Source organism: Nitrospirillum guaranorum (genome assembly GCF_034653275.1).
Lineage (GTDB): Bacteria > Pseudomonadota > Alphaproteobacteria > Azospirillales > Azospirillaceae > Nitrospirillum.
This window is the reverse complement of record NZ_JAYEES010000003.1, coordinates 1,981,508-2,007,507: the sequence shown is the minus strand read 5'-3', so window position 1 is coordinate 2,007,507 and position 26,000 is coordinate 1,981,508. Positions and strand designations below refer to the sequence as shown.

General features: G+C 68.6%; 25 protein-coding genes. 18 read left to right on the top strand and 7 right to left on the bottom strand.

From position 1 onward, the window contains the following. Positions 1-4 precede the first annotated feature (4 nt). Both UAJ10_RS18155 and UAJ10_RS18150 read left to right on the top strand, forming a co-directional pair. Complete coding sequence (locus UAJ10_RS18155) at positions 5-706, top strand: response regulator (RefSeq protein WP_322916608.1); 702 nt, start codon at positions 5-7, stop codon at positions 704-706. A gap of 204 nt (positions 707-910) precedes the next feature. Then, a complete protein-coding gene (locus UAJ10_RS18150; protein ID WP_322916607.1) occupies positions 911-1,414 on the top strand; it encodes a PTS sugar transporter subunit IIA in 504 nt (167 codons plus the stop codon). Between the two features lie 19 nt (positions 1,415-1,433). On the opposite strand, the gene UAJ10_RS18145 is transcribed toward UAJ10_RS18150, so the two are convergent. After that, positions 1,434-1,607 carry an alpha/beta hydrolase family protein gene (locus tag UAJ10_RS18145; protein WP_322916606.1) on the bottom strand — a complete coding sequence of 58 codons (174 nt, stop codon included), beginning with the start codon at positions 1,605-1,607 and terminating at the stop codon, positions 1,434-1,436. Between the two features lie 4 nt (positions 1,608-1,611). Continuing rightward, entirely contained in the window at positions 1,612-2,157 is a 546-nt protein-coding gene (locus tag UAJ10_RS18140) for an alpha/beta hydrolase (protein WP_322917350.1), read from the bottom strand. 299 nt (positions 2,158-2,456) lie between these two features. On the opposite strand from UAJ10_RS18140, the gene UAJ10_RS18135 reads away from it, so the two are divergent. The 4 genes from UAJ10_RS18135 to UAJ10_RS18120 all read left to right on the top strand — a co-directional run bounded on the left by UAJ10_RS18135 (position 2,457) and on the right by UAJ10_RS18120 (position 9,393). Continuing rightward, the gene (locus UAJ10_RS18135; protein ID WP_322916605.1) at positions 2,457-3,338 is read left to right on the top strand and encodes a LysR family transcriptional regulator; all 882 of its coding nucleotides are present in this window, start codon (positions 2,457-2,459) and stop codon (positions 3,336-3,338) included. A gap of 94 nt (positions 3,339-3,432) precedes the next feature. Continuing rightward, the gene (locus UAJ10_RS18130; RefSeq protein WP_322916604.1) at positions 3,433-4,221 is read left to right on the top strand and encodes a CBS domain-containing protein; all 789 of its coding nucleotides are present in this window, start codon (positions 3,433-3,435) and stop codon (positions 4,219-4,221) included. Between the two features lie 408 nt (positions 4,222-4,629). Further along, entirely contained in the window at positions 4,630-7,059 is a 2,430-nt protein-coding gene (locus UAJ10_RS18125; RefSeq protein WP_322916603.1) for a glycoside hydrolase family 2 TIM barrel-domain containing protein, read from the top strand. A 57-nt stretch (positions 7,060-7,116) separates the two neighbouring features. Beyond that, positions 7,117-9,393 carry a glycoside hydrolase family 31 protein gene (locus tag UAJ10_RS18120; protein WP_322916602.1) on the top strand — a complete coding sequence of 759 codons (2,277 nt, stop codon included), beginning with the start codon at positions 7,117-7,119 and terminating at the stop codon, positions 9,391-9,393. A gap of 27 nt (positions 9,394-9,420) precedes the next feature. Here the strand turns inward: UAJ10_RS18120 and gstA are convergent, their stop codons facing one another. Further along, the gene (gstA, locus tag UAJ10_RS18115; RefSeq protein ID WP_322916601.1) at positions 9,421-10,035 is read right to left on the bottom strand and encodes a glutathione transferase GstA; all 615 of its coding nucleotides are present in this window, start codon (positions 10,033-10,035) and stop codon (positions 9,421-9,423) included. A 134-nt stretch (positions 10,036-10,169) separates the two neighbouring features. Next, entirely contained in the window at positions 10,170-11,042 is an 873-nt protein-coding gene (locus UAJ10_RS18110; protein ID WP_322916600.1) for an NAD(P)H-binding protein, read from the bottom strand. 136 nt (positions 11,043-11,178) lie between these two features. On the opposite strand from UAJ10_RS18110, the gene UAJ10_RS18105 reads away from it, so the two are divergent. After that, positions 11,179-12,081 carry a LysR family transcriptional regulator gene (locus UAJ10_RS18105; RefSeq protein ID WP_322916599.1) on the top strand — a complete coding sequence of 301 codons (903 nt, stop codon included), beginning with the start codon at positions 11,179-11,181 and terminating at the stop codon, positions 12,079-12,081. A 21-nt stretch (positions 12,082-12,102) separates the two neighbouring features. On the opposite strand, the gene UAJ10_RS18100 is transcribed toward UAJ10_RS18105, so the two are convergent. Next, positions 12,103-12,495: a COG4315 family predicted lipoprotein gene (locus tag UAJ10_RS18100; RefSeq protein ID WP_322916598.1), complete on the bottom strand. Its 393-nt coding sequence runs from the start codon at positions 12,493-12,495 to the stop codon at positions 12,103-12,105. Between the two features lie 253 nt (positions 12,496-12,748). On the opposite strand from UAJ10_RS18100, the gene UAJ10_RS18095 reads away from it, so the two are divergent. Together UAJ10_RS18095 and UAJ10_RS18090 are read left to right on the top strand one after the other, a co-directional pair. Then, positions 12,749-14,164: a DHA2 family efflux MFS transporter permease subunit gene (locus tag UAJ10_RS18095; protein WP_322917349.1), complete on the top strand. Its 1,416-nt coding sequence runs from the start codon at positions 12,749-12,751 to the stop codon at positions 14,162-14,164. A 355-nt stretch (positions 14,165-14,519) separates the two neighbouring features. Further along, positions 14,520-15,329, top strand: a complete 810-nt coding sequence (locus UAJ10_RS18090; protein WP_322916597.1) for an oxidoreductase — start codon at positions 14,520-14,522, stop codon at positions 15,327-15,329. A gap of 15 nt (positions 15,330-15,344) precedes the next feature. Here UAJ10_RS18090 and UAJ10_RS18085 read toward each other — a convergent pair whose 3' ends face one another. Further along, a complete protein-coding gene (locus UAJ10_RS18085) occupies positions 15,345-16,235 on the bottom strand; it encodes an SMP-30/gluconolactonase/LRE family protein (RefSeq protein WP_322916596.1) in 891 nt (296 codons plus the stop codon). Between the two features lie 238 nt (positions 16,236-16,473). Here UAJ10_RS18085 and UAJ10_RS18080 point away from each other — a divergent pair, with 238 nt between their 5' ends. From UAJ10_RS18080 to UAJ10_RS18045, 8 genes are all read left to right on the top strand, one after another. Beyond that, positions 16,474-16,761 (top strand): hypothetical protein, encoded by a 288-nt coding sequence (locus UAJ10_RS18080; RefSeq protein WP_322916595.1) that lies wholly within the window; start codon positions 16,474-16,476, stop codon positions 16,759-16,761. Next, on the top strand, positions 16,689-17,699 hold the full coding sequence (locus tag UAJ10_RS18075) for an MFS transporter (protein WP_322916594.1): 1,011 nt from the start codon (positions 16,689-16,691) through the stop codon (positions 17,697-17,699). The genes UAJ10_RS18080 and UAJ10_RS18075 overlap by 73 nt, the downstream gene beginning before the upstream one ends. A 305-nt stretch (positions 17,700-18,004) precedes the next feature. Then, the gene (locus tag UAJ10_RS18070; RefSeq protein ID WP_322916593.1) at positions 18,005-19,174 is read left to right on the top strand and encodes a response regulator; all 1,170 of its coding nucleotides are present in this window, start codon (positions 18,005-18,007) and stop codon (positions 19,172-19,174) included. A gap of 86 nt (positions 19,175-19,260) precedes the next feature. After that, positions 19,261-21,387, top strand: coding sequence for a response regulator (locus tag UAJ10_RS18065; protein WP_322916592.1), 2,127 nt, complete (start codon positions 19,261-19,263; stop codon positions 21,385-21,387). Then, positions 21,347-21,946: an Hpt domain-containing protein gene (locus tag UAJ10_RS18060; protein WP_322916591.1), complete on the top strand. Its 600-nt coding sequence runs from the start codon at positions 21,347-21,349 to the stop codon at positions 21,944-21,946. Before UAJ10_RS18065 ends, UAJ10_RS18060 begins: the two co-directional genes overlap by 41 nt. Before the next feature lie 63 nt (positions 21,947-22,009). Next, a complete protein-coding gene (locus tag UAJ10_RS18055; protein ID WP_322916590.1) occupies positions 22,010-22,294 on the top strand; it encodes a type II toxin-antitoxin system Phd/YefM family antitoxin in 285 nt (94 codons plus the stop codon). Continuing rightward, entirely contained in the window at positions 22,291-22,713 is a 423-nt protein-coding gene (locus UAJ10_RS18050) for a type II toxin-antitoxin system VapC family toxin (RefSeq protein WP_322916589.1), read from the top strand. Before UAJ10_RS18055 ends, UAJ10_RS18050 begins: the two co-directional genes overlap by 4 nt. Before the next feature lie 156 nt (positions 22,714-22,869). After that, positions 22,870-23,100, top strand: coding sequence for a hypothetical protein (locus tag UAJ10_RS18045; protein WP_322916588.1), 231 nt, complete (start codon positions 22,870-22,872; stop codon positions 23,098-23,100). A gap of 21 nt (positions 23,101-23,121) precedes the next feature. On the opposite strand, the gene UAJ10_RS18040 is transcribed toward UAJ10_RS18045, so the two are convergent. Beyond that, positions 23,122-24,717 (bottom strand): S10 family peptidase, encoded by a 1,596-nt coding sequence (locus UAJ10_RS18040; protein ID WP_322916587.1) that lies wholly within the window; start codon positions 24,715-24,717, stop codon positions 23,122-23,124. Between the two features lie 255 nt (positions 24,718-24,972). Here UAJ10_RS18040 and UAJ10_RS18035 point away from each other — a divergent pair, with 255 nt between their 5' ends. Next, positions 24,973-25,986: a Tim44 domain-containing protein gene (locus UAJ10_RS18035; RefSeq protein WP_322916586.1), complete on the top strand. Its 1,014-nt coding sequence runs from the start codon at positions 24,973-24,975 to the stop codon at positions 25,984-25,986. Positions 25,987-26,000 lie beyond the last annotated feature (14 nt).

Here is a 26,000-nt window from a genome sequence, read left to right as displayed (position 1 = left end):
GACCATGACCAAACCCCATCGCATCCTGGTGATCGAGGACGAGGTGGCCATCCGCCGCCTGCTGCGCGCCGTGCTGGCGCCCCAGGGCTGGACCTTGGTGGAGGCGGCGACGGCGCAGGAGGGGCTGGTGCAGGCCCGCCTGCCGGGCGTTGACCTCGTCCTGCTGGATCTGGGCCTGCCGGACGGCGACGGCCTGGACCTGGTGGGCAAGCTGAAGGCCGAGCGCCCAACGCCCATCATCATCCTGTCCAGCCGCGACCAGGAGGAGGACAAGGTGGCGGCGCTGGACCTGGGCGCCGACGACTACGTCACCAAGCCCTTCGGCACGGCGGAGCTGATGGCCCGCATCCGGGCGGCGCTGCGCCACGCCGTGCAGCAGCAGGGCGGCCGGTCGGTGGTGAACGCCGGCGGGCTGGCCATCGACCTCATCAACCGGCAGGTCACGCGGGGTGAGGAAAAGCTGCACCTGTCGCCCACGGAGTTCGACCTGCTGCGCTTCCTGGCGGCGCACGCCGGCAAGATTCTGACCCACCGGCAAATCCTCAAGGAAGTTTGGGGACCCGCCAAGGAAGACGAGGTGCAGTACTTGCGGGTCTATATCCGCATGTTGCGCCAGAAGATTGAAAGCGACCCCAACGCGCCGGGAATCATTCAGACGGAACCCGGTATCGGCTACCGCCTGGTCATTAGTGAGGAATCTCTTTGATTCAATAGGGGATCTTAAGGAAACGAATCATGGACGGGCATCCATACCCTGCGGGCAGGCGCGTTATGCTGTCGCAGTTGGGGCTTCCCAAAGGCCCCAAGATCGCTTATTTGACGGCCATCGGTCACCAGTACGGTTGTTTTCATGCTCCGCTCCAGCGTGGCGTCCCGATGGGCCTTCGCCGCTCCCAAGGTCGCTGACGTCATGGCGTCGATCGCATCCGATCCGTCATCCGCCCCCGCCGGCGCCGGTTCCTCCCTGGCGCCGTCCTCCGTCGGGCTGGGCCTCACGGTGACCTCCAAGGACGCCGTCCTGAAGGAAATCGCGCTGCGCATCGCCGCCGCCGGCGCGCTGGACGTCGGCGCCGTCCTGGACGACCTGCGCGCCCGTGAGGCGCTGGGCTCTACCGGCGTGGGCGCCGGCATCGCCATTCCCCACGCCCGCTTCAGCAGCATCACCCGCCCCATCGGCGCCTTCGTCCGCCTGGCCAAGCCGGTGGAGTTCGAGGCCATCGACGGCGCGCCCGTGGATCTGGTCTTCGGCCTGCTGACCCCCATCCATTGCGGCAACGCCCATCTGCAGGCGCTGGCCCGCATCAGCCGCGCCCTGCGCACCCCCGGCCTGGCCGCCACGCTGCGCGCGGCACCGGACGCCCTGTCCCTGCACGCCCTGGTCGCCCCCATCCTGGACGCCGGCGCCGCCTGCTGATCCGGCGCCGCCCCGCCCCTTATGCGGTCCTGAAGGCGGACTTCAGGAAGGCGATGCCCGCGTCCACGGCCGCCTCGCCCGCCGGATTGTTGGCCTTATCCTTGAAGAACTGCATGAAGCCGTGCGTCTGCCCCGGGTAGACGACCGCGCTCGCGCTCACCCCCGCTTGGGCCAGGGCCTGGGCGTAGGCCACCCCTTCATCCCGCAGGGGGATCCTTCTCCCCTGTCTGAACCAGGGCCGGCGGCAGGCCCGCATGGCTTTCCGCCCACAGCGGCGCCACCAGCGGGCCGTAGGGATCGACGTCCGCCGGGATGTAGGCCGCCATGAAGATTTCCTTGGCCGCCCGTGTCGGGAAATGGGTGTCGCCGTATTCGGCCCAGGACGGGGTGTCCATTTTGTTGCTGACGGTGGGGTACATCAGCCATTGCGCGACGATGGCGGGGCCGCCGCGCTCCCGCGCCAGCAGGGCCGTGGCCGCCGCTAGCGTGCCGCCCGCGCTGTCCCCGGCCAGGGCGATCCGGCCGGCGTCGCCCTCAATCTCGCCGGCGTGGGCCCCCAGCCATTCCAGGGTGGCGTAGACATCGTTCAACCCGGCGGGGTAGGGGTGCTCCGGCGCCAGGCGGTAGTCGACATAGACCACCAGGGCCGCCGCCTTGTTGGCGATGGCGCGTGCCAGAACCTCATGCGTCTCCAGGTCGCCGGCGCAGAAGCCGCCGCCGTGGATGAACAGGACCACCGGCAGCGCCGTCCCCCGGGCGCCGTGGCCGGCACGTACAGGCGTGCCGGAATGGTGCGCCGGGGACCGCCGGCGGGGCCATCGGGGGCAGGGATGGCTAGAATCCGCTCCCGCGCCACCGGATCCGGCGCGCCGGCGGACGGGATCATCGCACGGTATTCCGCCCGCATATGGGCCACGGCTGCGGCGATGTCGTGATCAGTCATTGTCGATCTCGCTTGGGTTGGCAGGCCCAAACTGTACGGTTGGCTAGTGAACGTGATAAATCGCCGTGGCGTCGCGTCATTAGAAATGAAATGGATGGGATGGACCGCCTGACCAGCATGCGCATCTATGTCCTGGCGGTGGAACTGGGCTCGTTCTCGGCCGCCGCCGCCGCGCTGGACATGTCGTCCCAGGTGGTGGGCAAGCATGTCCGGGCCTTGGAACAGCATCTGGGCGTGCGCCTGCTCAACCGCACCACGCGGCGCCAGGGACTGACGGACATCGGGCGCACCTATTATGAACGGGCCAAGATCATCCTGGCCGAGGTGGATGCCGCCGACAGCCTGGCGGCGGAAAGCCGGGCCGTTCCACGCGGGCGTCTGCGTGTCAACGCCCCGGTCAGCTTCGGCGTCCACGTCCTGGCGGCCCGGCTGGCGGACTACATGCGCCGGTATCCGGAGGTCTCGGTGGACCTGACCCTGGCCAACCGCCGGGTGGACCTGATCGACGAAGGCTATGACGTCGTCTTTCGGATCGGCGACCTATCGGACAGCCGGCTGATGGCCCGCGCGCTGGCGCCCTACCGGTTGGTGCTGTGCGCCGCCCCGTCCTATCTCGACAGCCACCCACCCCTGATCCACCCGCTGGATTTGCGGGACCATGAGTGCCTGCTGTTCCCCAACACGGCAATACGCAGCACCTGGCCATTCGAGGGGCCGGAAGGGCTGGTGTCCGTCCCGGTCGAGGGCCGCCTCAGCATCGATAGTGGCGAGGCGCTGCAGGTGGCGGTGCGGGCCGGCCTGGGCGTGGCCTTGCAGCCGCTGGAGGTGGCGCGGGCCGATTTGGCCGCCGGCCACCTGATCGCCCTGCTGCCGGATTACACGGTGCCCGCCCGGCCCATGCATCTGCTCTACGCCCCCGACCGGCGCATGACGCCCAAGCTGCGCAGCTTCCTAGACTTCGCCACGGCTGAATTTGGTTAGGGCGACAATTGGATGGACGGCTGATTGATCGGTATCAAGGACGCCCCCGGTCCTGAGAGCCCACTATGGGTCATCCCAACCGGAGGATGCCGTCATGGCCGCGCCCGCCCCGACATTAGAGATTTTCAAACCCACCGCCGTCCGCCAGATCATGACGCCCGGCGTCCTGACCGTGCGACCGGACACCCCCCTGGTCGACGCCCTGCGCCTGATGGTGCGCAACCGCATCAGCGGGCTGCCCGTGGTGGAGGATGACGCCGCCGCCGACGGGGGCGGCTGCCGTGTCGTCGGCGTCCTGACCGAGGGGGACCTGATGCGCCGGGCCGAGACGGGGACCGAGGTCCATGACCGCTGGTGGCAGCGCATGTTCACCACCCCGGGCGACCAGGCCGACCAGTACAGCAAGGTCCATGGCCGCCGGGTGGATGAGGTGATGACCCGGGACGTCCTGACCGTGGACGTGGACGACGACATCGCCACGGCCGTCGCCCTGATGGACGGCCGCAAGGTGAAGCGGCTGCCCGTGTTGGCGCACGGCCATCTGGCCGGCGTCATCAGCCGCGCCGACGTGGTGCGGGCCCTGCTGCACACCTTCGACTTGGCCACCGCCCCGGGGGAGGAGCCGCCGCTGCTGGATGCCGAAATCCGTTACCGCCTGCTGATGGAACTGGCCGACAAGCGCTGGTGGGCGGACAGCCGGGTGGACGTGGTGGTGGAGAATGGCATCGTCACCCTGACGGGGGCCGTCTACGACGCCCGCGTGGCCCAGGCCTTCCGCGTGGTGGCGGAAAACGGCCCCGGCGTGCGCGAGGTGCGCGACCATCTGGTGGTTGCCGAGGGCCTGCCCGGCTGGGCCGGCGTGGACAACGCCTTCGTGGCGTGAGGCGGCGGCGTTCGCCCTGGCACGGGCGACAGATAAAAACCGCTTCCAAGGCGGCTTCCCAGCGGCGACCTTGACGACCCGCGTTTTCTAGCGGCTGGTCGGACCAAGGGAATAACGGTCCTGGCGGGCCCTGTCGCCTGCGCCAGCCTGGACATGTTGCCGGGACAACCAGGCATTGCCGCCGTGACCCGTGCGGTGGGGGCGTCGTCCCGGCCTGCCCCCGCCGGATCCCGTGCCCTGTTGACATTAAGCTGATTACTCAGACAAATAGCTGCGGATGTTAGCGCTATCACCGGCGCGGTCGCTTCCGGCTTGCCGAATGGCGAGCCGGGGCGGCCGCACGGTGGCGCCAGAATAAACAAGGGCTCGCTGTGACACGGGGGTGGCGGGTCCAGGGAGAACAGCGTGATGCCACGAAGCTGCGGCCAACTCCTGGCTCTGTCGGCGGTCCTCGCCGTCCTATCCACGACCGCCGGGGCGGAACAATGGCCCCTGGTATCCGGCTGGCGTGTCCATCGGGGTGAGGCGGCGGGGGCTGAAGCCCCGGCGTTTGATGACAAGGACTGGCGGCCGGTCACCGTTCCCCATGACGCTTCCATCGACGACCATGCCGATGGCACGCCGCCCTTCGACGCGCAGGCGGTCGCCGGGCAGGATTCCGGTTATCTGCCGGGGGGGCAGGCCTGGTATCGCCGCCACCTGGTGCTGGACGCGGCGCAGGCGGCCCGCGTCGTCCGCCTCAATTTTGAAGCCGTCTACATGGATGCCGACATCTGGCTGAATGGCCAGCCGATGGCGCGGCATCGCTATGGCTACACCGCCTTCAGCCTGGACCTGACGGGCAAGGTGCGCCCCGGCGACAACGTGATCGCTGTGCGGGTCAACCACCCCGACCCGTCGTCGCGCTGGTACGCCGGCACCGGCCTGATCCGTCCGGTCAGCCTGGACATCCTGGACCTCGTCCACCTCGACCCGGGGGGCACGGCCATCACCACGCCGGTGGCGACGGCGGAACGGGGGGAGGTGTCGGTGCGGTCGACGGTGGTGAACCAATCGCCGCGCGCGGCGACGGTGGACCTGCTGTCCCAGGTGGTGGCGGCCGACGGCACCGTGGTCGCCCAGGCGCGCCGGACGTTGCCGGTGGCGGCCAAGGCCCGCGCGGATCTGGACCAGCCGCTGCTGGTGAACCGGCCGGCGCTGTGGTCCCCCGACGCGCCCAATCTCTACACCCTGCTGCAGCAGGTGCGCGTGGGCGGCGCGCTGAAGGATGAACGGCGTACCCGCTTCGGCATCCGCACCATCACCGTCGACGCGCGCCAGGGCCTGCGCGTCAACGGGCGGAAGGTGGTGCTGAAGGGCGGCAACATCCACCACGACAATTACATGATCGGGGCCGCCGGCCTGCCGGACGCGGACGCGCGCAAGGTCGCGCTGATGAAGGCCGCCGGCTACAACGCCATCCGCAGCGCCCACAACCCCGCCAGTCAGGCGACGCTGGACGCGGCCGACGCGCTGGGCATGCTGGTCATCGACGAGGCGTTCGACGCCTGGGACAAGCCCAAGCGCGCCCAGGACTATGCCCGCGTCTTCGCGCAGGATTGGGCGGCCGACCTGGACAGTCTGGTGGTCAGCGGCCGCAACCATCCCAGCGTGCTGTTCTGGAGCATCGGCAACGAGATACCGGAGCAGGGGACCCAGCAGGGGGCGGAAACGGGCCGGCGGCTGGCCGAGCGCGTGCGCCGCCTGGACCCCACCCGCCCCGTGACCCAGGCGGTCAGCATCGACGGGCCGGACAACGCCCGCCAGTTCGCCGTGCTGGACGTGGCGGGCTACAACTATCGCGCCCACCTGTTCGGCCCGGATCATGCGCAGTTCCCCGACCGGGTCATGCTGACCACGGAGTCCACGCCCAAGGACGCCTTCCAGTACTGGCGGCCGGTGGAAACCATGCCCTGGGTGATCGGCGATTTCGTCTGGACGGCGGTCGATTACATCGGTGAGGCCGGCATCGGCTGGATGGGCTACAGCCAGGATTGGCAGCAGCTGGCGCCCTATCCCTGGACCCTGGCCTATTGCGGCGAGATCGACGCCACGGGCCGCAAGCGGCCGGCGGCGTATTACCGCGAGGTGCTGTGGAAGTCGGGCATCGACCCCATTTCCGCCTTCGTGCGCCAGCCCTCGGGGACGGAGGATCTACCCGACCGCCATTACTTCCCCATCCAGCCGCCGCACCTGGACTGGTCGCTGGATGACGTCCATCCCAGCTGGACCTGGCCGGGGCAGGAGGGCAAGCCGCTGGAGGTGGTGGTCTATTCCGAGTTCCCGGAGGTGGAGCTGTTCCTGAACGACCGCAGCCTGGGCCGCCGTCCGGTGGGCGTGGACAGCGAGTACAAGGCGACCTTCCAGGTCCCCTACGCGCCCGGCCGCCTGGTCGCCGTGGGCTACCGCGACGGCCAGCCGGCGGGGCGGTGGGAGTTGCGCACCGCCGGCGCGCCCGTCCAGGCGCGGCTGTCGCTGGACCGGGCGACGGTGCGGGCCAATGGCGCGGATTTGGCCTATCTGACGGTGGAGCTGGCCGATGCCGATGGGACGCCCGTCTATGCGCGGGATGCCGACCGCCTGGTGACCATACGGGTCGCGGGAGCCGGCGCACTGGCCGGCATGGGCAACGGCGACCCGCGGGACGCGGGCAGCTTCCAAGCCGGTGAGCGGCGCACCTTCCATGGACGGGTGGTCGCGGCCGTGCGGGCCGGGACTCGGGCGGGGCCCATCACGGTCGACATCGACGTCGTGGGGCTGCCCACACGACGGGTCACGCTCGACGCGATATCCCCGTGAAGCAAGCCCATAAACAAAACGACAGGGATGGCCATGCGCTCACCATTGAAGGATTTCATGTCCAGGCGTTTCCTGCCGGCCGTCGGCATGGCGCTGGCGCTCACGTCGGCGGCCCGGGCCGACACCGTGGTGCGGAAGCTGGACGGCGCCGACGCGCTGGCCTTGCGCACCGAGCGCGGCGTCCTCACCATCGAGCCCTGGCAGGACGGCATCATCCACGTCCGGTTCGGCACGCCCGGTTATGGCGGCAACTACAATCCGGCCGTCATCGCGCACCCCGGTGAGGTCGCCTTCCATGTGGACGAGACGGCCGACGCCTATGTGCTGACCACCGCGCGGCTGCATGTCCGCGTCGCCAAGCGGACGGCGGCCGTGACCTTCCTGGACGCCAAGGACCATGTGATCCTGGAGGAGGGGGACCGTGACGCCGGGGTGGGGGCCACCCAATGGTTCAAGACCGCGACGCCGGTCTACGGGCTGGGCCAGCACCAGAACGGCCTGCTGGACTACAGCGGCCACACCATCCATCTGCAGCAGGCCAACACCGACGTGGGCATCCCCATGCTGGTGTCGCCCACGGGCTTCGGTCTGCTGTGGAACAACGCCTCCGTCACCGATGTCGACGTCGCCACCGGCAAGGCGCCGCTGGGCATCCGGTCCGAGGCCGGGCCGGGCATTGACTATCATTTCATCCTGGGCCCCAAGTTGGACGATGTGGTCGCGGGCTATCGCGCGCTTACCGGCGACGTGCCGCTGATGGCCCGCTGGACCTGGGGCATGTGGCAGTCCAAGGAGCACTACAGCACCCAGGATGAACTGGTCGCCATCCCACGCCGCTACCGGGACATGGGCGTGCCCATCGATGCCGTGGTGCAGGATTGGCAGTATTGGGCGGCCGGCCAGTGGGGCAGCCACCGGTTCGAAGTGTCGCGCTACCCCGACCCCAAATCCATGGTCGGGGCGATCCATGACATGCACGTCCACACCATCATCTCGGTGTGGCCGCGCTTCGACCTCGGCACGGCCAACCTGGCGGAACTGGACCAGGCCGGCGCGGCCTTTCCCGACACCTTCAACAACGTCTACCCGGCCGGCGTCGGCCGGTGGTACGACGCCTGGAGCCCCAAGGGCCGGGAGATCTACTGGTCCCAGGTCATGCGGAACCTGGGCGTCCTGGGCTTCGACGGCTGGTGGCTGGATGGGGACGAGGCCGAGCTGGGCGGCCAGACCGGCGAGATGCGGGAGCAGTTGACCGCCGCCGGCCCCGGCATCGTCGTCAACAACAGCTTCCCCCTGATGCACACCGGCGGCGTCCACGACGGCATGCGGCGGGACCAGCCGGACAAGCGCGTGTTCATCCTGTCGCGCTCCGCCTATGCCGGCCAGCAGCGCAACGGCGTCATCACCTGGTCCGGGGACACCCACGCCAGTTGGGAGACGCTGGCCAAGCAGATTCCGGCGGCGCTCAATTTCTCGCTGAGCGGGGAGCCCTACTGGTCGGCGGACATCGGCGGCTTCTTCAGCCCCGACCCGGCGAAGGACAAGGCCTATGCCGAGCTGTTCGTGCGCTGGCACCAGTTCGGCGTCTTCAACCCCATGTTCCGCATCCATGGGGCGGGGCAGGGCAAGGAGATCTGGAATTTCGACCCGGCGATCCAGAAGATCCTGATCGACGATGTCAAGCTGCGCTACCGCCTGCTGCCCTATCTCTATTCCCTGTCCTGGGACGTGCTGAGCCATCGCGGGACGATGATGCGGGCGCTGGCCTTCGACTTCCCCGACGATGCCGACGCCCTGCGCGTCACCGACCAGTATATGTTCGGCAAGGCGTTCCTGGTGGCGCCCGTGCTGCAGGCGGGGGCTTCGACGCGCGGCGTCTACCTGCCGGGCGGCGGCCGGTGGTTCGATTTCTGGACGGGTGCCGCCCAGGCGGCCGGCCGGCGCGTGGACGCGAAAGCGGACCTGGCGACGCTGCCGCTGTTCGTCCGCGCGGGCAGCATCGTGCCGCTGGGCCCCGTCAAGGCCTATGCCGACGCCCCCAGCGACGAACCGCTGGAGCTGCGCGTCTACCCCGGCCGTGACGCCGCGTACGAGCTGTATGACGATGAGGGCGACGGCTATGGCTACCAGGCCGGCAAGCGCGCGGTCATCGCCATGGCCTGGTCGGACACGCAGCGCCGCCTGACGATCCAGGCGCGGGACGGCACGTTCCCGGGCATGGCGCCGTCCATGAGCGTCCGCGTGGTCTGCGGTGCCGCGGCGGGGGCGGAGGATGGCAAGACCGTCGTCTATACCGGGGCCGCCGTCACCGTCCCGCTGCCGCGCTGCGAGTGATGACGGCCCCTTTCACAGACTACCCGCTCAGGCGGCCGCCAAGCCCTCGGCCTTTCGCGCCGCCTGCACCTTGGGGCGCTGGCCCACGCGGGTGAAGAAGGCGGCGACCTTGGGGTGGGCGGCGAGGTCGATGCCGACTTGGCCCGCCCATCCCAGCACCACATAGGCATAGGCGTCGGCCACGGTGAAGGTCTCGCCCGTCAGGTAGCTGCGGCCGTCGGCCAGCGTCCGCTCCAGGTGGGTGAAGCGGCGGTCCAGGTTCTGCTTGGCCATCGCCTTGTAGTCATCCGGCGTGGCCGGGTTGAACAGCGGACTGAAGCCCTTGTGCAGTTCCGTGGCGATGAAGTTCAGCCATTCCTGCACCTTGTAACGCGCCACGCTGCCGGCGGCGGGGATCAGGCCGCTGGCGGGCGCCTGGTCGGCCAGGTACTGCGCGATCACCGCGCCCTCGGTCAGCAGGCTGCCGTCGTCCAACACCAGCGCCGGGACGGAGCCCTTGGGATTGGTTTCCAGGAAGTTGGCGCCCGTCTCGGTCACCTTGGTCCTCAGGTCCACCGCCTCGATACCGATGTCGAGGCCGGCCTCCAGGGCCACGATGTGCGGGGAGAGCGAGCAGGCGCCGGCCTTGTAGTACAGCTTCATGGAATTTCCTCTGCCATTTCCGGGCCCTGGGTCCAGGGCCCCACTTGGGAAGGTAAACTCCTAAGCGCGACCTTGCCGGATGCCAAGCGGCGAAATGGCCGCGCCCGCCGCTGCCCCCTCACTGGCCTGGCCGCTTACTGCCCGGCGTCACCCGCCACCAGGGCGGCGACCACCTGGGCCAGGGAGGTTTCGCCTCTCAAGGCGTGGGCGCCGGCATCGCGGAACTCGATCCAGCCTTCGTTGAAGCCGTCCAGCATGCGCATGCGGGGACCGGGGTGCCGCATGCCCTGGGCGCGGAACTGCGCCTCCCAGCCCGCCCGCGGCACGGCCTGGGCGGTTACCGGGCGGCCCAGCGCCTGGGCGAAGGCCTGGGCCAGGTCGTTGGGGGAAACCCGGACGGGCCCCTCCAGGTCCACCACGCGCAGGCCGGACCAGGTCTCGCGCAGCAGGCGGGCGGCGGTACGGCCCACGTCCCGGGTGGCGACCATGGGGAAGGGGTGGTCCAGCGGCTGCAGGTGGCTGTGCAGCACGCCGGTCTCGCGCGCGGCGGCCACGTCCCAGGTGGCGTTCTCCATGAACCAGCCGGGGCGCAGGAAGGTGATGGGCAGGTCCAGGGCGGCCAGGCGCCGTTCGCCGAGCGTGTGCTGGCTCAGCAGGTTGTCATGCGGGGCGTCGGCGCCGATGGTGGACAGGCTGACCACCCGCTGCGGCCGGGCGGCCGCCAGCGCCGTGGCCACCGCCTCGACGATACCGCGCGTGGCGGGGTAGCCCGGCTCGGGATCGAAGTTGGGCGGCAGCAGGACGAAGATGGCCGTGGCCCCCTGGAAGGCCCGGGTCAGGGCTGCCGCATCCTCCATGGCCGCCTGGGCGACCTCGCAGCCCTTGGCCGCCCAGGCGGCGCCCTTGGCGGCGTCGCGCACGACGGCGCGGACCGGCTGGCCCGCCGCCAGCAGCGCCTCGGCCACCGCGCCGCCGACCTTACCCGTGATGCCGGTGATGACGTACATGATCCTCTCCTCGATCCGATGCCGGCCGCAGGGGCCGCTGGCCCTGTTTTAGGCGGGGGAGGAATTTGAATCAGGCGCATCCTTGTCAGCGGAAGGATGATCTATAGTCATTATGATTTGAGGAGGAGGAAGGCGAATGGGCTTCGACGCGCGTCTGTTGACCGGCATCGGCGTGCTGGCCGCCGTGGTGGAGGCGGGAAACTTCGTGCGCGCGGGTGAGGTGCTGGGCCTGACGCCCTCGGGCGTCAGCCGCGCCGTCGCCCGGCTGGAGGCGCGGGTGGGCGTGCGTCTGTTCGACCGCAGCCCCCGCGCCGTGACCCTGACGGAGGAGGGGCGGCGCTTCCACGCCCAGGTGACGCCGCTGCTGGCGGGGCTGGAGGAGGCCGCGCTGGACGCGGCCGGGGCGGCGGCCACGGTGGATGGGCGCCTGCGCGTCTCCGTCGATCCCTGGTTCGCCCGCATGGTGCTGGCGCCCCGCCTGCCGGACTTCACGGCGCGCTATCCGGCCCTGGTCCTGGACATGACGGTCAGCAACCACCGGGAGGAGATGATGGCCGGCGTGGACGTGGCGGTGCGCTTCGGCCCGCCGGACGTGGCCTCCCTGATCGCGCGCAAGCTGCTGGAGACGCGGGTGCTGACCTGCGCCGCGCCGGGTTATCTGGCGCGCCGCGGCACGCCGGTGGCGCCGGCCGACCTGGAGGGGCACGAGGGCGTGCTGTTCCGCAATCCGCAGACGGGCCTGCCCTTCGGCTGGGAATTCCATCGCGGTGCGGAGCGGGTGACGGTGGCGGTGGCCGGCCGGGTGGTGATGGACGATCCCTCCGTGGCGGTCGCGGCCTGCATAGCCGGGCAGGGGGTGTTCCAGAGCTTCGAGCTGGGGCTGGGACCCTGGCTGGCGTCGGGCCAGCTGGTGCAGGTGCTGCCCGACTGGGCGGAGGAGCGCTATCCCCTCTACGCCTACCATCCCAGCCGCCACCTGCCGCCGGCCAAGGTGCGGGCCTTCCTGGATTTCGTGCAGGAGGTGGCGGCGGGCGCCTGACACCCCGCCGCCCCGCGCATCTTACGGTGTCGCCACGTGCCAGGCGCCGTTCGCCAGGCCGTCGCCGGTGATGTCGCCCGGCTTTTCGTCCTTCACGAAGGTGTAGAGCGGCCTGCCTTTGTAGGCCCACTGCCTGGAGCCATCATCGCGGGTGATGATGGTCCAGTCGCCCTTGGACCCGGCATCAGCGGTGGCCGGCAGGGCCGGCCAGTTCTTGGCGCACGCGGCGATGCAGTTGGATTGGCCGCTCATGTCGTGGTCGAAGGTGTAGAGGGTCATGCCCTTGGCATCCACCAGGGTCTTGCCCTTGGCGGTTTCCGCTACGGTGGCCCCCCCTGGGCCTTGCGCGACGGCTGGCGCCGCAAGGGCGATGCCGGCGGTCAGCAGGGTGGCGGCGGCGATCTGTTTCAGCATCCTGGATTCCTCCCGTGGTCGAGACATTGGCCCTTATGGGACCGCTCGGTTGACGCGCCCGGCCGGGGCCTTATTCCGCCGGTCGCCGAATTTTTACGCGTGCCGAATAGATGTGCATGCATGACGGTCTGCCATGCCCGGGCGGCACTTGTCAGGGGCCCGGCTTTGCCCAGATTCTCAAACGGCAGGTAGCGATTCTCTAGCGTCTTCCTTGGCCACCCGCGGCCCCCGGATGAAAGGCACTGTGACGACGATGCTCGTCGCCCTCATCATATCGTGCGCCCTGTTCATGGAGAACCTGGACGCCACCGTTCTCGCCACGGCCCTGCCGGCCATGGGTGAGAGCCTGGGTGTCAGTCCCATCCATCTCAGCCTGGCCATCACCGCCTACATCCTCAGCCTCGCGGTCTTCATCCCCATCAGCGGCTGGGTGGCCGACCGCTTCGGCTCCAGCCGTGTCTTCCGCGCCGCCATCGTGCTGTTCACCCTGGGCTCCATCGCCTGCGGGCTCAGCCAGTCGCTGCCGCAGCTGGCCCTGGCCCGCCTGCTGCAGGGCGTGGGCGGCGCCATGATGGTGCCGGTGGGCCGCCTGGTGCTGCTGCGCACGGTGCCCAAGGACCAGCTGGTCCGGGCCATGAACTACCTGACCACGCCGGCCATGGTGGGTCCGCTGATCGGACCGCCCATCGGCGGCCTGCTGACCACCTACCTGTCCTGGCGCTGGATCTTCTTCATCAATATCCCCATCGGCCTGCTGGGTCTCTACCTCTCCTGGCGCTACATCGCCGATCATCGGGAGGAGTCGGTGGCCAAGCTGGACGGCTGGGGGTTCGTGAACTCCGGCGTGGCCCTGGCCGCCCTGATGGCCGGGTTCGAGTCCATCGGCCGCGATGGCGTGGACTGGCGCGTGGCGCCGTCATTGCTGGCCTTCGGCGTGCTGGTCGGCATCATCGCCGTGCGCCACTCGCGCCGCCATCCCCACCCGCTGGTGGACCTGGACCTGCTGAAGACCGCCACCTTCCGCATCAGCGTGCTGGGCGGCTCCCTGTTCCGCATCTGCATGGGCGCCATCCCCTTCCTGCTGCCGCTGATGCTGCAGGTGGGTTTCGGCATGACGGCCTTCGTCTCCGGCCTGCTGACCTTCGCCACCGCCGCCGGCGCCCTGGTGATGAAGATGACGGCCGGCCCCATCCTGCGCCGTTATGGCTTCCGCCAGGCGCTGGTGATCAACAGCGTGCTGTCGGCCCTGCTGACGGGCGCCATCGGGCTGTTCCGTCCTGACACGCCGGTGCCGCTGATCCTGCTGGTGTTGCTGGTGGGCGGCTTCTTCCGGTCCCTGCAGTTCACCGGCCTGAACACCCTGGCCTTCGCCGACGTGCCGGCGGCCCGCATGAGCGCCGCGACCAGCCTGTCGTCCATGGTGCAGCAGGTGTCGCTGGGCATGGGTGTCGCCACCGGCGCCCTGCTGCTGCACACCACCCTGGCCCTGCACGGCGGCGCCAAGCTGGAGCCGCACGACTTCATGGTGGCCTTCCTGACCGTGATGGCGATCGGCCTGGCCTCGTTCCTCTTCTTCATACGCCTTGACCCGGACGCCGGCGCCGAGGTGAGCGGCCACCACAGCCATCCGCTGCGGCCGGCGACGGAGCATGCCGCCGGGGACGATTGAGGCGAGGGGCGGCCGCTTCCGCGGTTCTATACCGGGATAAGCCCCGGATCCGACCCAGATCCGGCCCCGGCCACGTCGCGGGCTCAAATACCCCTCAAGATCATAGTGAAGGCTCAAACGTTGCCTTGCGGCGCCATAGGCAGCGAGTCCGCCCGCCGCCGGCCATCCTGACCAGCGCGTCATGCGCCAACTCGGACCATCCTTCGCCAGCGCGGTCACGCCGTCGAAGCAAGGTGGATATTTTTACACGCGCCTTGTGACGATATTGTTTATTCATCACAGGTCACTTATCTTAAGGGTGGCGGGATGCTTCCATCCACGCATGACCCTACGACTACGAAAATTAGAGATGGCCATGTCCAAATCCCTCACTGTGGTTGTAACCGGTGTGTCGTCGGGTATCGGGCGCGCCGCCGCCGAGACCCTCGTCCGGCGGGGCTGCCACGTGTTCGGCACCGTGCGCAACCTTGCGACGGCGAAGCCGATACCCGGTGTCGTCCTGATCGAGATGGACGTCAGGGACGATGTGTCCGTTGAACGGGCCATGCAGGCCGTCATCGCCCAGGCCCAGCGCATCGATGTCCTGGTGAACAGTGCCGGCGTGAGCCTGCTTGGCTCCACGGAGGAAACTTCGCCGGCGGAGGCTCAGTCACTTTTCGATACCAACGTGTTTGGCGTGCTGCGGACGATACGGGCCGTTCTGCCCCACATGCGCGCGCAGCGCTCGGGTCGGATCGTCAATGTCAGTTCGGTGCTCGGTTTCCTTCCGGCGCCCTACATGGGGGTTTATTCGGCCTCCAAGCACGCCTTGGAAGGATTGTCCGAAACCTTGGATCATGAGGTTCGGGGGTTCGGGGTGCGGGTGGTTCTGGTCCAGCCGTCCTACACCAAGACCAGCCTGGACGTTAACGCGCCCCAGGCGGTCGCCAAGCTCCCCGCCTATGATGTGGAGCGCGACACGGTATTCCGCGTTATTCAACAAAGTCTCCGCAACGCGCCGGGACCGGACGGCGTCGCGGCCACCATCGCCGACGCCGCCCTGGGCGCTTGGAAGATGCGGCGCACGCCCAAGGGCGAGGCCTCGTTGCTCAGCAAGTTGCGTCGCTTCATGCCCTTCGGCCTCGTCGACGCCAGCTTGAGGAAGACATTCGGTCTGGCCAGGTGACCGGCCCGCTGGGCGTCACCCCCGGTACTTGTGCTCCGGCAGGCCCGGCACATCGACGCGGAAGCTGAAGATGCCGCCGGACTGCGGGTGGCGGGCCAGTTCGGCCTCATCCAGTTTCTGGCGGGCGGTGGTGACGTAGGCGGTCTTCAGGTCGGGGCCGCCGAAGGCGATCATGGTGCAGAGGCGGGCGGGGATGGCCACCTCTTCCAGGATGTCGCCCTGCGGCGACAGGCGCACCACCCGGCCGCCGTCGTACAGCGCCGTCCAATAGCAGCCCTCCGCATCCACCGAGGCGCCATCGGGCCGGCCCAGGCCGTGCGGGAACTGGTGGAAGACGCGCTGGCTGGCGATACGGCCCGACGCCAGGTCGAAATCGTAGGCGTAGATGACGTGGTTGGGCGTGTCCGACAGGTAGAAGGTGTGATCGTCGGGCGAGAAGGCGATGCCGTTGCTGGTGAGGAAGCCGGTGGCGACATCCGTCACCTGGCCATCCACGTCCAGGCGGTAGAGCGTGCCGTTCCGGTGCTGCTTGGTGCCGTCCAGGGTACCGGACCAGAACCGGCCCAGCCGGTCGCAGCGGCCGTCGTTGAAGCGGTTGTCGGCGCGCGCCTCTTCCACCTGGGCGCCCAGGGGCACGGGGTCGGCGCTGAAATCGGCCAGCAGGGCGAAGCCGTCCTTCATGCCCAGGGCGAAGCCACGGTCGCCGTGGCGGGCCAGGCAGGCGGCCGGCTGGGTGAAGCCGCGCCGAACGTCCTGGCCGGTGGCGGGGTCGAAGCGGTGCAGCGTCTTGGCGGGGATGTCCACCCAGTACAGCACACCATCGCCGGCGTCCCCTCCGTTGGGGTCCCAACGCGGGCATTCGCCCAACTGGGCCTGGGCGTCCAGAACGCAGCTGACTTCACGCATCGTCCGTCCTCGTTGACCTAAGCTCGTGATCGCCGGGCACCATACCGGCAGCGGGCCGGCCAAGGCCAGCGCGTCGACACACGCGGACGGGATTGGGCGCCTGGACAGCGTTGGACAGAATGACCGGTCGCGTTTTCAGGACTCCCCGCCGCCGGGCAAAAGGATTAAGGGTAGGCCCTGCAAGAAATGACCATCCCCTCCCGGCGCCCGCACGCCGGATTTCAGTTCGGGCCTGACCATGACCGCATCCCCCACGCCGCGCCGCGCCGCGCTGGCTTTCGTCTTCGTGACCGCGCTGCTGGACGTTCTGGCCCTGGGCATCGTCATTCCCGTCCTGCCTGATCTGGTGAAGGGCTTCGTCGGGGGCGACAACGCCCGGGCGGCGCACATGGTGGGCCTGTTCGGCACCCTGTTCGCCGCCATGCAGTTCCTGTTCTCCCCCTCATCGGCGCGTTGTCCGACCGGTTCGGCCGGCGGCCCATCCTGCTGGTCTCCTGCTTCGGCCTGGGGGTGGACTACCTGCTGATGGCCGTGGCGCCCAGCCTGGGCTGGCTGGTCGTGGGCCGCATCGTCTCCGGCATCACCGCCGCCAGCTTCACCACCGCCTCGGCCTACATCGCCGACGTGACCCCGGCGGAAAAGCGCGCCGGCGCCTTCGGCATGCTGGGGGCCGCCTTCGGCCTGGGCTTCATCGTCGGCCCGGCGGCGGGCGGCCTGCTGGGCGGGATCGAGCCGCGCCTGCCGTTCTGGGTGGCGGGGGCCTTGAGCCTGCTGAACGCCTGCTACGGCCTGTTCGTGCTGCCGGAATCACTGCCCGCCGACCGGCGCGGCGCCTTCTCCTGGCGGCGGGCCAACCCGCTGGGCGCCTTCGCCCTGCTGCGCGGCGCCCCCGGCCTGCTGGGCTTGAGCGGCATCGTCTGGCTCTACTATCTGGCGCATGAGGTGCTGAACAACACCTTCGTCATCTACGTCAATGACCGCTACGGCTGGGGGCCGGAGTCCGTGGGCCTGACGCTGGCGGGCGTGGGCGTGTGCAGCACGGTGGTGCAGGGCGGCCTGGTGGGCCGCGTGGTCAAGCGCCTGGGCGCGCGGCGCACCCTGATGGTGGGCCTGGTCGCGGGTGTCGCCGGCTTCACCACCTTCGGTGCCTCCCCCGTGGCGGCGGGCCTCTTCTGCGGCATTCCCCTGGTGGCGCTGTGGGGCATGGTGGGCCCCTCGGCCCAGAGCATGATGTCGGCCCAGGTGGCGGCGACGGAGCAGGGGCTGCTGCAGGGCACCCTGGTCAGCATCCGCGGCATCACCGGCATGATCGGCCCCATGCTGTTCACCAGCGTGCTGGCCGACAGCGTGGGCCCCTTCGCCATGCTGCCCCAGGGATCGCCATTCATGCTGGCCGCCGTGCTGCTGGTGGCGGCGCTGGCCTTGGCCTTCGTCGTCACCCGCCCGCAGCGGGCGATGGCGTGAGGCGGCGGCCTAGTAGTGAGCCTTTCTGGCTTGGCCTCATCCCGTGCAATTGAATTAAAAGCGGTCGATCTTCTTCATAATTAAAGTGTAATCTTTCGCAAACCGTCATCTGAAAGAAATATTCGGCCTATACAAAAGAGGGATGTCACGCCGGTGCCGGGCGCCTGGCGGCCCGTTCCGCGGCCCCGGACGGAGGGGTTTCGGGACGGTCCCGTGCTCCCAAGATCCTGGCGTGGCAGGAAAAATCCCAGGCCCCCCTCAGTCGGGGGCGCCGGCGGGGGCACCTCTCGAGTGGGCGATGGCCGATGTGGGAAGACAATAGTCCCGGGATTGCGGAGAAGACGCGGCCCCAAATACTGGTCGTCGACGACACGCCCGACAACCTCAAGATCATGAGCGGCCTGCTGAAGGACGACTATCACGTCCGGGTGGCCAATTCCGGTGAGCGGGCCCTGGCCGTGGTCGCCGCCCATCCCAGCCTGGACCTGATCCTGCTGGACATCGTCATGCCCGGCATGGACGGGTACGAGGTGTGCCGCCGGTTGAAGGCCAACCCCGCCACCCGCGACATCCCCGTCATCTTCCTGACCGCCCGCAACGAGGTGGCGGATGAGGAACGGGGCCTGGCCCTGGGCGCCGTCGACTACATCACCAAGCCCATCAGCCCGCCCATCGTGCTGGCCCGCGTCAGCGCCCATCTGCGTCTGAAGGCCATCGCCGACCTGCTGCGCGACAAGGCCGATTTCCTGGAGGCCGAGGTGGCCCGCCGCACGCGGGAGATCATGGCCATCCAGGACGTCACCGTCATGACCCTGGCCTCGTTGGCGGAAACCCGCGACACCGAGACGGGCAACCACATCCGCCGCACCCAGTTCTACGTCCGCGCCCTGGCCATCCGGTTGCGCCACCATCCGCGCTTCGCCGGCTACATCACCGACAGCCGCATCGACACCCTGTTCAAGTCGGCGCCGCTGCACGACATCGGCAAGGTCGGCATCCCCGACCGCATCCTGCTGAAGCCGGGCCGCTACGTGCCCGAGGAATTCGAGATCATGAAGCGGCACACCACGTTGGGCCGCGACGCCATCGAGGCGGCGGAGGACGCGCTGGGCGCCCCGGTCGAGTTCCTGACCTGCATCAAGGAAATCGTCTACTCCCACCATGAGAAGTGGGATGGCAGCGGCTATCCCGAGGGGCTGTCGGGGGACGCGATCCCCATCTCCGCCCGGCTGATGGCCGTGGCCGACGTCTATGACGCCCTGATCAGCCGCCGCGTTTACAAAGAGCCCATGCCGCACGAGCAGGCGGCGGCCATCATCGCCGACGGTTCGGGCAGCCATTTCGATCCGGACATCGTCAAGGCCTTCCTGGATATCGAGGACGAGTTCCGCGCCATCGCCGAGCGCTTCGCCGACCAGGATGGTTTCCTGGATGGGAAGCGCGATTACCTGATGATGGCGGCTGAGTATCGATAGAAGGAAGGCCGGCGAACCAAGGCCGGCATGGGCTGGGGACTGTGGGAAAAGACTTGGGGAGGCCCGGCTTCAGGCAGGGGCTGCATATGGACACTGCGGGTGCGGAGGCGGCGGCGACGGGTGAGGCCACGGCGGCGATGCCGGTGGTCTATCGCGCGCGCGACATTCTGCAGCCCGCCCAGGGCATCAGCGAGCGCACGCCCTGCGGCGACGTCGTGCAGATCTTCCTGGGTGCGCCGCTGCTGCCCTGCGTCGCCGTGGTGGACGACTGGGGCGGGGTGCTGGGGCTGATCGCCCGCGAATTCCTGCTGTCGACGTTCGCCCACCAGATCAAGTCCGAACTCTACCGCCGCCGGCCGGTGGCCTTCATGCTGGGCCGGCCCTACCTGTGCGTGGATGTCGACACCCCCCTGGACGATGTCAGCGCCATGATCGCCAGCGACCACCCCAAGGCGCTGACGGAAGGCTTCCTGATCACCGATCAGGGGCTGTACGCCGGCGTGGGCACGGGGGTGGCGCTGCTGAGCCGCATCGTCGCCATGACCCGCACCCGGGCGGTGGAGCTGGAGGCCGCCCGCCATAGCGCCGAGGCGGCGTCGCAGGCCAAGGCGGACTTCCTGGCCAACATGAGCCATGAGATCCGCACGCCGATGAACGCCATCATCGGCATGAGCCACCTGGCGCTGAAGACCGAGCTCACCCCCCGGCAGCGCGACTACCTGACCAAGATCCAACGGTCCAGCCAGCATCTGCTGGGCATCATCAACGACATCCTGGACTTCTCGAAGATCGACGCCGGCAAGCTGACCATCGAGCAGGTCGAGATCCGGCTGGACGAGGTGCTGGACGGTGTCGCCAACCTGGTGTCGGAACGGGCGGCGGCGAAGGGGCTGGAGTTCGTCTTCGACGTGGACGCCGCGGTGCCCGGCAACCTCATGGGCGACCCGTTGCGCCTGGCGCAGATCCTCATCAACTTCGCCGGCAACGCCGTGAAGTTCACCGAGACGGGGCGCATCTCCATCAACATCCGCGCCATGGAGGAGGATGAGGCGTCGGTGACCCTGCTGTTCCAGGTGGCGGACACCGGCATCGGCATGACTGCGGAACAGCAAAGCCGCCTGTTCCGCAGCTTCGAGCAGGCGGACACCACCACCACCCGGCGCTTCGGCGGCACGGGCCTGGGCCTGGCCATTTCCAAGCGGCTGGCGGAGCTGATGGGCGGCGCCGTCGGTGTCGACAGCGACTATGGCAAGGGCTCGTGCTTCTGGTTCACGGCCAAGCTGGGACGGGTGTCGGCCAGCCAGCCGCTGCTGCCCCGGCCCGACCTGCGCGGCCGCCGCGTGCTGGTGGTGGACGACAGCCGCAACGCCCGCCGGGTGATGTCGGCCATGCTGACCTCCATGTCCTTTCGTGTCGACGGGGCCGGGGACGGTCGCGCCGCCATCGCCGCCATCCGCGAGGGCGCCGCCGCTGGTACCCCCTACGACGTGGCCTTCCTGGACTGGCAGATGCCGGACCTGGACGGCATGGAGACGGCGCGGGGCATCCGCGCGCTGGGCCTAGCCCACCCGCCGCACCTCATCATGGTGACGGCCTACAGCCGGGACGACGTGCGCCGCGCGGCGGAGCGGAGCGGCATCGAGGACGTGCTGATCAAGCCGGTGAACTCCTCCGTCCTGTTCGACGCCGTCATCCGCGCCATCGCCGGCAGCGAGACGGCGGAGCCCAAGACCAGGGCCGGCGAGACGCCCTCCGACTTCGCGGCCCTGCAAGGCTTGTCCATCCTGTTGGTGGAGGACAACGACTTCAACCAGCAGGTGGCGGTCGAGCTGCTGGCCGATGTGGGCGTCAGCGTAGACCTGGCCGAGAACGGCGCCATCGCGCTGGAGAAGATCGCGGCGCGGCGCTACGACGTCGTGCTGATGGATGTGCAGATGCCGGTCATGGACGGCCTGACGGCCTCACGCCGCATCCGCGAGATGGGGGAGATGGCGCTGCCCATCGTGGCCATGACCGCCAACGCCATGGCGTCGGACCGCGAGCGCTGCCTGGCGGCGGGCATGAACGACTACGTCTCCAAACCCATCGACCCCGACCAGCTGTTCACCGTCCTGGCGCGCTGGGGGCAGGGGCGGACCGAGGCGGGGGGACCGCGCCCCGGCGCCGCTGGTCTTGGAAAAGGCGCCCGAGCCGGCGCCGGAACGCGCCATTGACATTCCCGGCATCGATGCGGAGGAGGGGCTGCGGCGGGTGCGCGGCAAGCGCGCGCTCTACGCCGATATCCTCCGCAAGTTCGCCGCCAACCAGCGGGCCACCCCCGCCGCCATCCTGGACCGCTGGCGCGGCGGCGACGCCGCCACGGCGGAGCGGCTGGCCCATACCCTTAAGGGCGTGGCCGGCACCATCGGCGCCGGCGAGGTGCAGCGCGCGGCGGCGGCGGTGGAGGCGGCTTTGCGCAGCGGTGCCGCCCCGGAGCGGACGGTGGCCGTCCTGACCCCGCTGTTGGAGGATGTGGCGGCCGGCATCGAGCGCTGGCTGGCGGAGGCCGCGCCGGTACCGCCGGTGGCCCCGGACGCCGATCCGGCCAAGGCGGCGGCCCTGATGGCCCGCCTGCGCGGCCTGCTGGCCGACCACGATCCCGAAGCCGAGGAATTGGCCGAAAGCAACCTGCATCTGCTGCGGACCATTCTGCCGGCCCCGCGCGCCGACGACTTCATCCAGTCAGTGCGCGGCTTCGACTTCAGCCGGGCGCTGGAGTTGATGGAGTGGTAGCTGGTCTGGCGTCATTCGCTTTGATATACTGGTCAGACAGACTAGTTGCTGGAGTTGGACATCATGCGGAAGCCGCGCGAGATGTCGAGGTCTGATGATCGCTGGCCCTTGCAAGATGCCAAGGCGCGGTTCAGTGAGCTGGTGCGGCGGGTCAAAAGCGATGGGCCGCAGCATGTCACGGTGCACGGACGCGATGAGGTGGTTGTTGTTTCAGCGGAGGAATTCCGTCGACTGAAAGGGGAGCTTTCTGGACAAGCCTTGGTGGATGTGCTCCAGGCGTGTCCGTATCCCGACATCGAGTTTAATGTTGAACGCATGGCCATGCCCGTGCGTGACGTGGTGCTATGACGGGGTGGCTTCTGGACACCAACGTCTTGTCAGAACTCCGTCGGCCCAAGCCGAATGGCGAGGTTGTCGCCTTTGTGGCCGCCCAACCTCTTGAGGCCCTTTTCATCAGCACCGTCGCTCTGGCGGAAATCCGGTTTGGCATTGAACAGGTAACCGACGCCGGCAAACGGTCGGAGTTGATGGACTGGCTGACGCATAAGCTGCGTCCGATGTTCGATAGCCGTGTACTGCCCATTAGCGAAGACGTGATGTTGAAATGGCACCTGCTGGTAGAGGCGGGCCGACAGGCACGCCACACTTACACACAACCCGATCTCATTATCGCCGCGACGGGACTTCATTATGATTTGACCGTGGTGACGCGTGACGTTGCCGATTACGTCCGCACAGGAGTTTCAGTCCTGAATCCGTGGGCCTGATAGAAACGGGAACCCTGCGATAATGTTTTCACCAGTGGCTATATGATCGCCCACGCGTGCTTCGCCTGCCGACGTTCGTGGAAGCTGACGGTACGGTTTGACGATACGGGAGGATGCGAGCGGTCCTGCCCCTCCTGCCGCGGAGGATTGGCTCTCATGGACCGGTCGTTCAAGGCGCCTGAGCGCACCGACGTTGCCCAGTGGCGGAAGGTGGGGGCGCTGTGGCGGCATGGCTATCGGTTCTGGAGCTATCGCTTGTACCCGGGGGCGGAATCGCTGCCGGCGGAGTTCAAGGAGGTGGCGGGCTTCTTGAGACGCACTCCGGACCATCCGATGCGCTTGAAATCCGCCCGTGCGACAGCACGCAAGCCGGCGGGGCGGTACTGACCACCCCGCCGCTCTTCGATCCTACTCCGTCGCCCCCGGCGCCGCCGCCTTGACGAAGCGGCGGACGTCGTCGGTCAGCTTATCCAGGGCGGCGCGGTTCAGGTACATCATGTGGCCGGCCTCGTAGTAGCTGAAGGTCACCCGGTCGGTGGGCACGCCGTTGGCGTTCATGGCGTTCTCGTTGGAGAAGAACGGCACGCAGATGTCGTACCAGCCGCCGGCCATGAACACCTTCAGCTTGGGGTTCTGGCGCATGGCGTCGCCGTACCACGGCGCCACATTGGCGTAGCCGCCGCCCTCGTCGCCCCAGGTCTTCCAGTCCCAGTTCTTGCCCACGTCGCCGCTGGTGCGGTACTCGCGGTCCATCTTGATGTTCAGGTCGCTCAGCAGATAGCTCTGCAGCGTGGTGGCGAAGGCGGCGCCCACGCCGTAGCCGGACGGATCGCTTTCCGCCGTGTCCCCCGCAGAATCATATTCCTGGCCGGTGTAGCGGCCGTCGTAGACGCCGACGACCTTGCCCTGGTCGCGCAGCAGTTCCTTGGCGAAGCGCACATCGCGGACGCGCAGGTTGGTGCGGTCGAGATAGGCGGGCGACAGGCCGGTGAAGCGCGACAGCTTGTCGATCGCGCTCTTGCGCTCCGCCGGGCTCATCCGGTTGCCCTTCAGCAGGGCCACCGGATATTCCTCCACCGCGAACTTGCGCACCTGGTTCATGAAGGCGTCGAACCCCATGGAGGTGTCGGCGATCTTCTTGTGGTACCAGGCCACGGCGGCGTAGGTCGGCAGGAAGGCGGGATAGGGCACGTCGTTGCCGCGGTTGAACTCGAACGCGCCATAGTCGACGGCGCCCGACACGACGATCAGCCCGTTCAGGCCCACCGGCGCGCCGTTCTCCAGCAATTCGGGCAACAGGGCGCCGATGCGCATGCCGCCATAGCTTTCACCGCCGATGAAGACGGGGGAGTTCCAGCGCTTGTGGTCGGACAGCCAGCGGCGCATGAACTGCGCGATGGAATGGGCGTCCTGCTTTACGCCATAATAATCCTTCTCATCCCCCTTGGGCAGGATGCGGCTGTAGCCCGTGCCCACGGGGTCGATGAACACCAGGTCGGCCACGTCCAGCAGGCTTTGCGGGTTGTCCTTCAGCGGGTAGGGCGGGCTGCCGGCGTTGGTGGCGTCGCTGGGCACGTCCACGCGCTTGGGCCCCCAGGCCCCCATGTGCAGCCACAGGCTGGCGGAACCCGGACCGCCATTGAACAGGAAGATGATGGGGCGCTGGGTCGCGTCCTTGATGCCCTTCTTCACATAGGCGGTGGAGAAGACGGTGGCCGCGTCCTCCTCCTTGTCGTTCACCAGGTGGGTTTCACCGGCCAGCACCTGATAGTCCACGCGCTTGCCGTTGAAGGTGCCGCTGCGGTCGATGGTGAAATGCTTGGGCGTCCAGTCCTTATCGGCACCGGCCTTGTCGTCGCCCTTGGCCTGGTCGCCCTTGGGTTGGTCGGCCGCCGGCTTGTCGCCGGCGTTGGCGGGCGTGCTGGTGATGGCCATGTGCGTGGTCAGCAAGACCATGGCTGTACCGGCCAGCAGGGCCGCCAGCTTCCACTTCGGTGCGGGCATGTGCAGGAACCCCCATTACCCCAGGTTTCGTTGCTGCCCGGCGTGCCGCACCTCCCCACGGTGCCGTCCCGGGCTTGGATGCAGTCTAGACATGAGCGGGGCTTGCGGGCAAAGGTCCCGTCTGTCGCGGGTCGCTTAAAACGGGCCGGGAAAGCGGTATGGCGTCGTCCTGCGGCAGTGGCCCTCGCAAATTTGCAAAGGGGGCCCACATTAGGGTGGGACCGGAATCGGTCCCGCTTATCAGGGGGAGAGAGAATGTTCGGTCGGTTTGGTTCGCGTGCGGTCGCCGCCGTGCTGGCGGTGTCCCTGGCCTTGGCGCCCTTGGCCGCCGATGCCCGCCCGGGCCGCAGTTCCAGTTCCGGCAGCCGCGGCAGCCGGACCTACACCACGCCCGCCACGCCGTCGGTGACGGGCCAGCCCATCCAGCGCAGCATCACCCCGCCGCCGGCAGCGGCACCAGCAGCGCCGGCCTATCAGCCGCGCCCGGCCTTCCAGCAGCCATTCGCCCAGCCGGGATTCGCCCAGCCCAGCTTCACCCAGCGCCATCCCTTCCTGTCCGGCATGATGGGCGGATTCCTGGGCGCCAGCCTGTACAACTCGCTGTTCGGCCATCACGGCTATGGCGTGGGCGGTGATTACGGCAGCGGCTCGGGGGGCGCCTTCGGCGGCTTCCTGCGCCTGCTGATCATGCTGGGCATCGCCTATCTGATCTACCGCCTGGTGCGCATGGCCATCAGCGGCCCGCGCACCGCCCCGGCGTCGGGCATGACGTATGAGATGTATCCGCCCCAGGACGCGCCCTACCAGGCGATGCCCTTCGGCGGGTCGGCGTCGGTGCCGCCGCCGGCACCGGTGCCCGCCATCGGCGTGCAGATGCAGGGCCAGGACCTGTCGGCGTTCGAGCAGATCCTGACCGGCGTCATGGACAGCTGGAGCAAGGGCGACCTGACGGCCCTGCGCCGCCACCTGACGCCGGAGATGCTGTCCTACTACGGCGAGGAGATGACGGAGAACCAGAGCCGGGGCATCCGCAACATGGTGGCCGATGTCCAACTGGTGAAGGGCGACGTGGTGGAAAGCTGGCACGAGGACGGACGCACCTACTGCACGGCCCTGCTGCGCTGGCGCGCCCGCGACTGGACGGTGGATGAGAACACCGGCCGTGTCGTGTCCGGCGATGACCGTCACGCGGAGGAGGTGCAGGAACTCTGGACCTTCGTGCGGGCGGATGGCGGCCGCTGGCTGCTGTCGGCCATCCAGCAGGTCTGAGTCCCAGCCCTACC